Annotated in this window: 9 protein-coding genes; all 9 read left to right on the top strand. The window is 43.7% G+C overall.

All coding sequences use genetic code 11. The features are described 5' to 3' along the window. The first annotated feature begins 76 nt into the window (after window positions 1-76). Window positions 77-670, top strand: a complete 594-nt coding sequence (locus tag BLQ87_RS09735) for an RNA polymerase sigma factor (protein WP_074605963.1) — start codon at window positions 77-79, stop codon at window positions 668-670. Window positions 671-743: 73 nt separating this feature from the next. Next, window positions 744-1,865 carry a FecR family protein gene (locus tag BLQ87_RS09730; RefSeq protein ID WP_074605962.1) on the top strand — a complete coding sequence of 374 codons (1,122 nt, stop codon included), beginning with the start codon at window positions 744-746 and terminating at the stop codon, window positions 1,863-1,865. Between the two features lie 293 nt (window positions 1,866-2,158). Continuing rightward, the gene (locus BLQ87_RS09725) at window positions 2,159-5,479 is read left to right on the top strand and encodes a SusC/RagA family TonB-linked outer membrane protein (RefSeq protein WP_074605961.1); all 3,321 of its coding nucleotides are present in this window, start codon (window positions 2,159-2,161) and stop codon (window positions 5,477-5,479) included. A 34-nt stretch (window positions 5,480-5,513) separates the two neighbouring features. Continuing rightward, window positions 5,514-7,076 carry a SusD/RagB family nutrient-binding outer membrane lipoprotein gene (locus BLQ87_RS09720; protein ID WP_074605960.1) on the top strand — a complete coding sequence of 521 codons (1,563 nt, stop codon included), beginning with the start codon at window positions 5,514-5,516 and terminating at the stop codon, window positions 7,074-7,076. A gap of 42 nt (window positions 7,077-7,118) precedes the next feature. Then, window positions 7,119-8,435, top strand: coding sequence for an ethanolamine permease (gene eat, locus BLQ87_RS09715; RefSeq protein WP_074605959.1), 1,317 nt, complete (start codon window positions 7,119-7,121; stop codon window positions 8,433-8,435). Beyond that, a complete protein-coding gene (locus tag BLQ87_RS09710; protein ID WP_074605958.1) occupies window positions 8,432-9,790 on the top strand; it encodes a glutamine synthetase family protein in 1,359 nt (452 codons plus the stop codon). Before eat ends, BLQ87_RS09710 begins: the two co-directional genes overlap by 4 nt. 12 nt (window positions 9,791-9,802) lie before the next feature. Next, window positions 9,803-10,951, top strand: coding sequence for an iron-containing alcohol dehydrogenase (locus BLQ87_RS09705; protein WP_074605957.1), 1,149 nt, complete (start codon window positions 9,803-9,805; stop codon window positions 10,949-10,951). Between the two features lie 24 nt (window positions 10,952-10,975). Continuing rightward, window positions 10,976-11,692, top strand: coding sequence for a gamma-glutamyl-gamma-aminobutyrate hydrolase family protein (locus BLQ87_RS09700; RefSeq protein ID WP_074605956.1), 717 nt, complete (start codon window positions 10,976-10,978; stop codon window positions 11,690-11,692). Then, window positions 11,689-13,053, top strand: coding sequence for an aldehyde dehydrogenase family protein (locus BLQ87_RS09695; RefSeq protein ID WP_074605955.1), 1,365 nt, complete (start codon window positions 11,689-11,691; stop codon window positions 13,051-13,053). The genes BLQ87_RS09700 and BLQ87_RS09695 overlap by 4 nt, the downstream gene beginning before the upstream one ends. Window positions 13,054-13,062: the final 9 nt, after the last annotated feature.

The following is a 13,062-nucleotide window of genomic DNA, read 5'->3' as shown; positions in this document are numbered from 1 at the left end:
TCTTCAGAATTATTAATTCGGAAACATGTATGTTACATTAACTTAATTTTGATAAATTAGTTTCGGGGATTCAAACATGTCATTACAACACACACTTTCAGATCATGATCTTAAGACCAGGTTAATAGCCGGGGAGGAGTCTGCTTTTGCGGAACTGTATGATCGTTATAGTGCCCCGATTTATCAGTATATCAAGAAGTTTGTGCATTCTACAGATTTATCTGAGGACCTTACTCAGGAGATTTTTATTAAGATCTGGCAGTGTAAATCTAAATTGTGTGAAGTCAGGTCGATTAGGGCTTATCTTTTTATTATGGCCCGAAACCATACTTTAAACAGTCTTAAAAAAGCATTGAGGTCTGATGTAGCCATGTCGGAGGTCCTGAATTCTTTTGTAGAGGAAAGAAATGATACAGAAGAAAGCCTTTTAAGTAAGGAGTATCATGAATATCTGGAAAAAGCACTCGAGGCTTTACCTTCCAGGACCAGAGAGATCTTTAAGCTGTGCAGGCAACAGGGGAAAAGTTACGATGAGGTGGCTACTGAATTGGGAATCTCCAGAAATGCCGTAAAAAACCACATGGTAGGCTCTATGAAAATTCTCAGTGCTTCCGCGAAAAGAGACCTTGGCATCTCATTGAGTGTCCTGCTAACCGTCTTTCTTAAATAATTTTAAAAAAAATCTATTTCCAGCTACCCTTACCTGCCTCAAATATTGTCTTCCTATTTGAATGGCTAGCCCTATGGAAGAAAACGAATTTTATAAGATCCTTGTTCAGCGTTACCTGGACAAACAACTCAGTGATGAGGAGCTGGAGTTTTTTGTGCAGTTAACAAAAGAAGGAAAGCTCGATGATCAGCTGCTGGAGGCCTGGAATGAAGGTGCAGAGATTTCTGAGGACGATGAGATGGACTATCAGCGGGTCAATCAGCCGAAACCTTTATGGCCAAAAATTGCTGTCGCAGCAAGTATCCTGATTGCGATTTTTGCCGGGTTCTATTTTTACTCCGGTACTGGCAATACTTTAAATCCCTTAGCTGCGGTCGAAATTAAGCATGACGCTGCACCGGGAGGGAATAAGGCGACGCTGACTTTATCCGACGGTTCACAAATTTCATTGACTGATGCAGGAAACGGCCAGCTGGCAGAACAAGCTGGTGTAAAGATTACCAAGAATGCAGAGGGACAGCTGGTTTATTCTATCGTTCAATCTGATGCGAAGGAGCTGGCCTATAATACCATCAGTACGCCAAGAGGAGGTGTTTATCAGGTGAACCTGCCTGATGGGACCAGTGTTTGGCTGAATGCGGCTTCTTCAATTAAATTTCCTACCACATTTGCACACCTGAGCCAACGTAAAGTTGAACTCCGCGGTGAGGCTTATTTTGAGGTGGCAAAAAATAAAAAACTACCCTTTATTGTCAGCACTGACCGGCAGCAGGTAGAAGTCCTGGGAACACATTTTAACATCAATTCTTATGAGGATGAGGGGGAGGTGAAAACCACACTTCTGGAAGGCAGTGTAAAAGTTTCTGCCGGAAATGTGATGTTTCTAAAACCTGGTCAGCAGGCCACATTGCCATTACATTCCGCGGGAAAGATTAAGGTCGGACCGGCAAATATAGAGCAGACCATGGCCTGGAAAAATGGTTTCTTCCATTTTGAAAAAGAGAGCCTTCATTCGGTATTGCGACAACTGGCGCGCTGGTACGATGTGGAGGTTATTTACCAGGTAGACCGCCCTGATGATGAATTTATCGGAGATATCCCCCGTGGGGTGAAATTGTCTGAAGTGTTGAAGATCCTGGAATTTGAAGGAACACATTTTAGAATTGAAGGCAGGAAACTGTTTGTGATCAAATAAATACTAACCCAAATATATAACTCATGTATTGTTAACTCAAAAACGGTCAGATATGAAAAAATAGATACTCAAAAACAACGATCTCATATGAAGGAATAAACCGGACCCTGCTCGCAACAGGATCCGGATTGCCCATCCGATCATATCAGAATGGAACATTGTTCCGGTTGATCTCAAAAAATACTTATTGGATAATTAATGAATAAACCAAAACATTCAAAAATATGAATTTAAACTCATGTAGTAAAGCCTCTTTTGTCGGGAGGCTCAGCTCAATTAAGATTTTATTGGCCATGAAACTAACAGTAATTTTACTCTTTCTCGGTTGCCTTCAGGTATCCGCAGATGGTTTCTCGCAAAGAATTACGCTTTCAGAAAAAAACAGCTCTTTTAACAGCCTGTTTGAAAGCATCAAAAAACAAAGCGGTTATACTTTCTTTTACAATAATAAACTGATCAAAGAAGAAGGTAAAATCAGTGTGAGCTTAAGGAACGTAACGCTTGATGAAGCGCTTAGCCAGATTTTAAAAGACCGTCCTTTCTCTTATATGATCATGAATAAAACTGTGGTGATCAAGAAGGTCGAAGTAGAGAGCAGAAACAGACTGGAAAACCCGGAAGCCTGGGTTAACATCAAAGGAAAAGTCGTAGATACAGAGGGGAATCCGTTACCAGGGGCATCGATTCAGGTAAAAGGAACCAAAGAAGGTGCTTCTGCCGGTACTTCCGGTGAGTTTGTGGTTAATGCAAAGGCCGGAGATGTGCTGGTTGTGAAATTTCTTGGCTATGTGACTAAAGAGGTCGTTGTTACTGCGGCTAATGTCGTATTAAACGTGGTGATGGAAGCTCAGAAACAGGAACTTTCGGAGATCGTGGTGACTGCCCTGGGGATTAAGCGTTCGGAAAAATCTTTGGGTTATGCTGTACAGAAGATCGGTGGAGATAAAATCCAGACCGTGAAAGGTGTGGATCTGGGAACTTCTTTAACCGGTCAGGTAGCTGGTTTGGTAGTGAAAAACTCCACAGAATTTAATGGAAAGCCAAGACTCGAACTGCGCGGAGAGGACGCGCTATTGGTGATTGATGGGGTGCCGTATGGCAATATGACCCTTCGTGACATTCCTGCGGATGATATAGAAAGTATGGATTTACTGAAAGGCTCTACCGCATCGGCTCTATATGGTTCCAGGGCCATCGGTGGTGTGTTGTTGGTGACGACCAAGAAGGGCGCAGCAGGAAAAGGTTTTGCAGTAGATTTTAACAGCAATACCATGCTTCAGCTGGGATACCTTGCTGTTCCGGAAGTGCAAAGTTCTTATGGACGCGGTCAGAATGGAAAGATCGACAACGATTATGTCTGGGGACCAAAGCTTGATGCAGGCAATACAGCGAGAGACTGGAATCCGGCAACGAAGCAATTTGAAGATAACCGCCCGCTTGTTTCTGTTGGAAAGGATAACCTGAAGAATTTTATGAGTACTGGTGTGATCACGAACAACAACATTTCCATCGCACAGACCGGAGAAAATGGCAGTTTCAGAATTGGCTTAAACCACATTTATAATAAGGGCCAGTTTCCGAACCAGAAACTGAATATGATGAACTTAACTTCTGGTGGTGAAATCAAAATCAATGATCAGTTTAAAATTGAAAGTCACCTGGGCATTAGCAGACGTTCTGCTCCGCAGGTATGGGGAGGTGGTTATGACAACCAGGGCTACCTGTATCAATTGGTGATGTGGACAGGAACGGAATATGACGTTCGTGATTATAAAGATTATTGGGTGGTGCCGAATAAAACGCAGAACTGGATGTATACCAACTGGTATGACAATCCTTACCTGATTGCAAATGAGAAATTAAGCGGCATTACTGAAAACACGGTGAATGCGAATGTAACCGCTAATTATAAGTTTAATGAGGATTTTAACCTGATGCTGCGTTTGGGATATGACAATCTGAACAATGCAGAAACGATGAGGAATCCCACTTCAAATATCTTCTCCACCCGGGGTGGCTGGAATGCAAGGGGAATGTACAGCATTCAGAATAAATCCCAATTCAGTACCAATAATGACCTGATTTTAACCTTTAAAAAGAAAATCAATAAATGGTCTTTTGATGCACTTGCAGGGGGGACTCTTTATTACTATTCCAACGAATGGTTGAGAGCAACCACGAAAAATGGATTAATTTCTCCGACTTTCTTCTCTTTGGCAGGTTCTATAGAGCCGCCAACAGTAAGCCCATCACATAGTTCAAGACAAATCAATAGTCTTTACGGAAGGGCCTCCATTGGCTGGAATGATGCGGTGTTTTTAGATTTTACCGGAAGAAATGACTGGAATTCGGCGCAGCCAAAAAGCTCAAGAGATTATTTTTATCCTTCTATAGGTTCCAGTGTAGTGATTTCAGAATTGGTTAAACTTCCTGAAGTGATCGATATGTTTAAGCTTCGCGGATCATGGTCTGTCTTTAAAACTGCGTTTGATCCCTATGCAATCAACAATGTGTACAATACCACAACGGCGGCCTGGAATACATTGAACTCCGGCAGTTACCGTAATTATTTGCTTGGTGATGGCTTGCTTCCAAGTTCTCAACGGACCTGGGAAATTGGTACCGCAGGATATCTCTTTAAAAAACGATTGCATTTTGATGTGGCTTATTTTAATAAATATTATTACAACAGACAGACGGATACCAAAGAAAATGGAAATACTGCTTACCTGCCGGCTTCGAGCGGTTTTGCGATGGCAATCATCAATACCAAAGAGACTTTTGAGCGGAGAGGTATAGAAATTACGGTAGATGGATCGCTGATTAAAAGCAGGGATTTTGAATGGTATGCGACGATGAACTGGGCACAGCAACACCGGTATTATGTGGATACTGATCCTCAGTATTCTCCGGACGACCTTTGGACAAAAAAGGGACAACGTTTGGATACCTATAAAGCAAACTATTGGCTTAGAGATCCTCAGGGGAATGTTATTTATAACAATGGATTGCCTGTAAACAGTGATTATCAGCAAAAATATGGTTACGGAGAACCTGATTTCAGTTTTGGATTTATCAATAATTTCCGATACAAAAACTGGAATTTGGGCTTGAATATTGATGGCCGTATCGGTGGATTGATGTACAATTATATGTATGATAAGATGTGGGATACGGGAACGAATCCGGACTCAGACAATCAATATCGCTACGATCAGGTGGTGAATGGCCTGAACAACTATATCGGTCAGGGAGTGAAAGTGATTTCCGGAAAAGTGACCTATGATAAATACGGACAGATCACCAGTGACACCAGACAGTATGCGCCGAACGACGTACAGGTGGGCTATCAGAATTTTGCGCAGAATTTCAGAGGAGGAGATAAAGGGATTCAGAATGAATCTTTTGTGAAGCTTCGCGAGTTGTCGCTGGGCTACAGTTTCTCGCCTAACCTGATCAGTAAACTGGGCTTAAAAAGAGCTTCGTTTTCGGTGACCGGGCAGAATTTATTCATGTGGACGAATTTCAAGTATTCTGATCCGGATGTGGACACCGAAAACCTGAACTCGCCATCGCAGCGTATGATTGGTTTCAACATTAAACTGGGACTGTAAAAATATCTTATTGTAAATCGTAAAAATATAACCGATGAAACGTATTCTTTTAAAATATATGTTGGTCTTACCCACGCTGGTAATATTAACTCCCGGATGTAAGAAATTTGATGACATCAATTCAAATCCGGATAAAACAGGAGAAGTTAGTTCTTCTATTCTTGCCACTGGCATGATCCTCAATATGACGCGCGCCGATATCTCTACCCAGAAAGCATTTATGCAGCCTTTTCTATTGGGGAAATACATCACCTGGGGTGAAGGACAGGAGAGTTTTCAGTACAATAAGCTGACAAGAGCGGATTTTGGAAGGCTGACACAGCTTCGCAATATCGCGCCAATGGAGAAATATGCGACAAGCGATGCTTTGAAGAAATCTTATCAGGCATTGGGACATTTTATCCGGGCCTGGCAGTTTTTTCAGGCCAGTATGCAAGTTGGAGACCTGCCTTATAAAGAGTCTGTAAAAGCAGAAACAGAGAATATCTTACAGCCGAAATACGATTCACAGAAAGTCGTGTTTCAGGGGATTCTGGATGAACTTGATCTGGCAAACCAGCTTTTTTCTGAAGGTGCAACTTTTGATGGAGACCCGATATATGCCGGAAAAACGGATAACTGGAGGCGGTTAACCAATAGCTTTGAGCTTCATGTACTGATCAACCTGTATAAAAAGACCGGTGACGCAGATTTAAAGGTAATCGAGCGGTTTAAAGATATCCTCGCCAATCGCCCTTTGATGCGTGATTACAAAGATAATTTTGCACTCGCTTATAATAACATTGCCGGACAAAACTATCCATGGTCTGATGTTCCTGCGGGTTCAGGGAACTCCTTCGTGAAATCAAACTATACCATGCTTTCTAATACCTTGCTTGGCCCGCTGAGAACGCTGAAAGATAAACGTTTGTTTTACTATGCAAAACCTTCTCCGGTTAAAGTAGCAGGTGGATTGTCTGAATCAGATTACAATGCTTATCCAGGTGTAGAACCTTCTGATGCTTTTTCTGCGCTTCAAACCAGAAGAGTAGGGAAAGATTATGCCGATTTGAACAACCGCTATGTGCAATTGGTGAATGCTGAAGCGGTGAGCGTATTCAGCTACTGGGACCTGCAGTTTATCCTTGCAGAAGCGGCAGTAAGGGGCTGGATTACCGGACCTGCGGCACAAACTTATTATGCAGCAGGAATCAGCAGCTCTATGAATTTTATTGTCTCTAATACACCTGATCTGATGGATTATCACCATAACATGAAAATGGATGCTACCTATATCAGCGCTTTTCCGGGTACTGCAGGTGTGGCGCTTGCCGGAACCAATGAAGAGCAGATCTCTCAGATCATCACTCAGAAATATCTGGCCAACTTTTTACATGGAAGTAAATATGGTGCCTGGTATGAAAACAGAAGAACGGGATATCCCAACTTTATTTTGAACAGCACGACAAACTTAAATGCGCCGACTACACAGTTTCCTTTGCGCTGGATGTATCCTTCCAATGAGCTGGATTATAACAGTGCAAATGTGTCTGCAGCCATTCAAAGTCAATTTGGTGGCAATGATGATGTTAACGGGATGATGTGGTTGTTGAAGTAGTATTTTATGTTATATTTATAATCATGTAAAACAGATCATCGAATGACACAAAACAAGGGTTTAAAGAAAACGCTGACTCCCTTTATGTTGTGGGGGCTTGGAGTAGGGTATGTTATTTCAGGCATGTATTTCGGTTGGAATCTTGGCCTTGAAAAAGGAGGGACAGGGGGCATGGCAATTGCCACCCTGGCCATCATGGTGATGTATATCACCTTTACCTTTAGTTACGCAGAGCTGGCTTGCGCGATCCCTAAAGCAGGGGGAGTGTTCGACTATGCCAACAGAGCAATGGGGAAAAATATCGGCTTTATAGCCGGTATTGCCCAAATTGTTGAATTTATACTGGCACCTCCGGCAATCGCATTTGCCATAGGTGCCTATTTTAATGCCTTCTATCCACAGGTACCTGTTCTAACCAGTGCCATCGCCATCTATTTTATCTTTACCGCTTTAAACGTCTATGGGGTGAAAGCCGCAGCCTCGTTTGAAGTGATTGTAACCATCTTCGCGGTAGGAGAACTCTTGCTGTTCTCCGGAATAGCACTCCCGAAATTTGAGGTGGCCAACTTAACGCACAACGCTTTGCCAAACGGGTGGACAGGTGTTTTTGCCGCCATTCCATTTGCCATCTGGTTTTTTCTGGGCATCGAGGGTATTGCCAATGTTGCTGAAGAGACGAAGAATCCGCAAAGGGACATCAGCAAGGGATTTGGCTGGGCGATATTTACGCTGGCCATTCTTTGTATCCTGATCTTTATCTCCGCAACAGGGATTGCAGGTTGGGAGGCCATTGTCTATAAGAACGGAATAAGCGGAGAGACTTCGGATTCCCCACTTCCGCTGGCGCTGGCAAAAATCACGGGTAATAATCACCTGATGTATCATTTGCTGATTACGGTTGGCTTATTTGGTTTGGTCGCTTCTTTTCATGGATTGATCCTTGCCGCCGGAAGGTCTACCTATGAAATGGGGCGGGTGCACAATATCCCTTCCTTTCTTGGTAAGATATCTCCGCGGTTTCATACACCGGCCAATGCGCTGATCGGGAATATGGTGATTGGAATCCTGGCCCTGCTTTCGGGGAAAACATCAGAGATTATTATCGTCTCTGTTTTTGGCGCCTTAACGTTATACATCATTTCCATGATCTCGATTGTGATCCTGAGAAAAAGAGAACCAGAATTGCCGCGTCCTTTCCGGGTTCGTTTCTACCCTTTGTTTCCAGTGGTGGCGCTGATCATTGCATCAGTATCGATTGTCGCCATGTTTATTTTTAATCCTAAACTGGGCCTGATCTATTTCTCCATTCTGGCAATTACATTTTTGTTATACAGGACCTTTAAAACAGCTGATAAATGACAACAGAAGAAATTTTAGCATACGTAAAACAACATCCTTCGGGAAAAGTAAAAGTGGCTGTGGCGGATATCGATGGGGTGTTAAGAGGTAAATACATCGCGGCAGATAAGTTTGCAGCGATGGTAGAAGGCCGGTTGGGCTTTTGTGATGTAACCTTTGGCTGGGATATGGGCGATGTGGCTTACGACAATGTGAAGTTTACCGGATGGCATACGGGTTATCCTGATGCCCAGGTGAAACTGGACCTGAGTACCTTTCGGAAAATCCCCTGGGAGAATGATGTTCCTTTCTTTTTAGGTGATTTTGTCAATGATAAAAATGAGCCCGCTTATACTTGTCCGCGGCAACTGCTTCGTAAAGTGCTTGCTGAAGCGGAGGACCTTGGCTTCCGGCCCTATTTTTCCCAGGAGTTTGAATGGTTCAACTTTGCAGAGACACCGGAAACGGTCCACCAGAAGAATTTTCATGACCTCAATCCTTTAACACCAGGGATGTTCGGCTATTCCATTTTACGGAGCAGCCTGAAAAATTCTTATATGACCGATCTGTTTGACCTGTTGTGTAAGTTTGATATTCCTGTGGAGGGCTTGCATACAGAAACGGGGCCGGGAGTATACGAAGCGGCGATTAAATATGCGGAAGTACTACAGGCTGCAGATCAGGCGATATTGTTTAAAACCGCAGTAAAAGAGATCGCTTACCAGCATGGGATTATGGCCACCTTTATGGCAAAAATCTCTGAAAATCTGCCAGGTTGCAGTGGTCATGTGCACCAGAGTTTATGGGACAAGGAAGCAAAGCATAATTTGTTTTATGATGCAGATGCTAAAGATAAAATGAGTAGCCTGATGAAAAGCTATATTGCTGGTCAGCTGCACTGCCTTCCTTATATTTTACCGATGATTGCCCCAACCATTAACAGCTATAAAAGACTGGTAGAGGGTGCCTGGGCGCCGACCACCCTGACCTGGGGAATAGACAACCGGACGGTAGCCTTAAGGGCTTTGCCCGGCCATGTAAAGGCTACCCGTTTAGAAACGAGGGTAGTGGGCTCAGATACCAACCCTTACCTGGCTTTGTCGGCCTGCCTGGCAGCGGGTTTGTATGGGGTAAAACACAAACTCAGTCTGGATAAAGAAGCGACTACAGGTAACGGATATAAGGACCTCTCTAACGGTATTCTTCCTGGAAATCTGCATGAAGCGACCCTTAAAATGAAAGGATCTCCGATTGCCGGAGAATTGTTCGGAACTTCCTTCGTGGAACACTTTACCTTAACCAGGGAATGGGAGTGGAGGCAGTATGCGAAAGTGGTGACCGACTGGGAAATGAAAAGATATTTTGAAATTATTTAAGCTATAAAAGTGATGACATTTGATAAAGTATATCAATATAATTTTCCGACCACCATTCGTTTTGGTGCCGGAGCGATAAAAGAACTGCCAGCTTACCTTCAGGCAAATGGATTAAAACGGCCATTGATCGTGACCGATCCTACAGTGGCGGCCTTGCCTTTTTTTAAAGCCATCGTGGCTGATCTGGAAGCGCATCATCTTTCGGTAGAAGTCTTCAGTGATATTCATAAAAATCCGGTAAAGAGTGATGTTTACAAAGGAACGGAGGTCTGGGATCAAACCTCAAGAGATAGTGTGATCGGGATTGGTGGCGGAGCGGGTTTAGATGTGGCCAGGGCAATAGTGCTGCGTGTGAACCACCGGGAAGATTTGTTTAAATACGATGACCTGATTGGTGGGGATGTCTACGTGACGAATGAGGTGCCTCATTTTATCACCGTGCCAACGACTTCCGGAACAGGAAGTGAAGTGGGGCGAAGTGCGATTATCTCCGATGATGAAACGCATCAGAAAAAGATTTTATTCTCGCCCAAGCTGATGGCGAAAATCGTGTTTGCAGATCCGGTACTAACGATGGATTTACCTCCGCACATCACTGCAGCAACAGGGATGGATGCACTGACTCACAATATGGAAGCTTTTTTGGCGAAGAACGTACATCCACTATGTGATGGAATTGCCTTAGAAGGTATTTATCTGATCAAAGATGCCCTGGAAAAGGCTACCCATCAATCTGATCTGGAGAGCAGAAGTAAAATGCTGATGGCTTCGATGATGGGGGCAATCGCTTTTCAGAAGGGATTGGGAGTGGTACATTCTTTGGCGCATCCGCTTTCTTCCTTGCTGGACACCCATCACGGACTGGCCAATGCAGTAAACATCCCTTATGGAATGGAATTTAATATCGCCGGTTTTGAAGATAAGTTTCGTCGGATTGCGAGAACATTGGAGTTGAAAGAAGAAAATGGCGAAGCAGTGGTGAAGTATCTTTTTGAACTCAATACTAAGCTGCATATCCCTCATCGTCTGACTGATATCGGTGTGAATTCCTCGCATATAGAAACACTGGCCGACCTGGCTTTTGCCGATTTTGCACATCCGAATAACCCAAAGCCGGTGAGCAGGGAAGACTTTAAACAGCTATATTTAAAGGCCCTTTAACAAGGGATGAAGTGTTGATTGTTTATGAAAAAGAAGATAGGAATTAGCTATACAGAAGTGAATGCTCCGAATTATTGGAACTGGTTTACTTCGGATGATCTTGGGACAGACCTGGAGTTGCTCGAACTCTCTTTTGAAAAGAATAATGTGGAAGATATTGCCAGCTGTGATGGCTTTGTGTTAACAGGAGGAATCGATGTGGAGCCTTCTATATTTGGCGGTGCTCAGGATTATCCCCATCGTCCGGAGTCCTTTCTGCCGGAAAGAGATGCCTTTGAGAAATTGATTTACGAACGGGCTAAAAGGGAAAAGGTTCCTCTGCTGGGCATCTGCCGGGGCATGCAGTACATCAATATCCTGGAAGGCGGAAAAGTTTATGACGACATTGGAGAAAATGCAAATGTTGTTCATAAGAAAGCTGCCGAAGACAAAGTTCATCAGGTGAGTGTAGTTGAAGATAGCCTGTTGTGTGCTGTTACCGGTCAGCTGCAAGGAAGTGTGAATAGTGCGCATCATCAGGCGGTACATCCGGATCATCTTGGTGTTAGCCTGATGGTTAGTGCGTATTCAGAAGCCGGAGATGGTATCATTGAGGGCCTGGAGTATAAAGATAAAAGTGATGCCGGTTTTATGATTGGTGTGCAGTGGCATCCGGAAAGAATGAAAGAAAAAGAAAACAATCCTTTTTCACAAAAGATCAAAGAACAATTTATAATTGAAGTAAGAAACCATAAAAGATGAACATTATTAATCCCGCTACCGCAGAAATAATTACTACCGTTCAGGAAGATTCCAGATCGGCTCTTGAGGAGAAATATTTGGTTCTTAAAGCCGAACAAATCAGTTGGTCGAAGAAAAGTCTGTTAGAGCGACTGGCTGTGGTTCATCGGTTTTATGACCTGCTGGAAGCAGATCAGGAGCGATTGGCCGAGGTACTGACTTCGGAGGTAGGAAAACCTTTGCAGCAGTCCCGCAATGAAATAAACGGGGCGAGAACAAGGATTCAATGGATGATGAACAATGCGGAGAAATACCTTTCTGAAGAATGGGTAACGGATACAGAAGAGTTGAAAGAAAAGATTTCTTATGATCCTCTTGGCGTAGTTTGCAACATCTCTGCCTGGAATTATCCCTATCTGGTAGGGGTGAATGTTTTCGTTCCGGCATTGATCGCAGGGAATACCGTTCTATATAAGCCTTCTGAATATGCAACCCTTACCGGACTGGAAATAGAAAGGTTATGGAGGAAAGCAGGATTGCCTGATGGTGCTTTTCAGATCGCGGTTGGTGGAAAGTCTGTGGGTGAAGAATTGCTGGCTATGGACTTTGATGGTTATTTCTTTACAGGATCCTATAAAACCGGTAAACATATTTATGAACGCGTTGCTTTGAAAATGGTTCCTTGTCAGCTGGAGTTGGGTGGAAAAGATCCTTTGTATGTGGCCGATGATGTGAACGATGTTGCTGCGGTGGCAGCAGGTACCGCTGATGGTGCTTTTTATAACAATGGGCAGAGCTGCTGTTCGGTTGAGCGGATCTATGTCCATGAGCAGGTTTATGAAGGCTATCTTGATGCCTTTTTGAAAGAAGTACAATCCTGGAAGCAGGGAAAACCAACGGAGGAAGGGGTTTATATCGCGGCCTTGACGAGGAAAGAACAATTAGCCGTATTGGAAGCTCAGGTAGCGGATGCTTTAGCGAAGGGTGCTTTATTGCTGACAGGAGGGAAAAGAGGAGTGGGCCCGGGTTATTACTTTGAACCTACGGTGTTGAGCAATGTGACGAATGGTATGAAAGTGATGCAGGAAGAAAGCTTTGGACCGATCATTGGAATTATGAAAGTTCAGGACGATAACGAAGCGATTGCTTTGATGCAGGATACGGAGTACGGTTTGACCGCTGCAGTCTATTCCAGTAACGGCGACCGTGCGCAAAAGATTTTGTCGCAGATTGATTCGGGATCGGGGTATTGGAATTGCTGTGACCGGGTTAGTGCAGGGTTACCCTGGAGCGGGAGAAAACATTCCGGAATAGGTGCTACCTTATCGCATCAGGGACTGCGTGCTTTTACCAAGACCAGGGCCTGGCATATGAGGGGCTAGTTTTAATTG

This window comes from Pedobacter steynii (genome assembly GCF_900103665.1).
Taxonomy (GTDB): Bacteria; Bacteroidota; Bacteroidia; order Sphingobacteriales; family Sphingobacteriaceae; genus Pedobacter; species Pedobacter steynii.
Note: the sequence above shows the minus strand (reverse complement) of the source record. Positions and strands in the feature narration are given on the sequence as shown.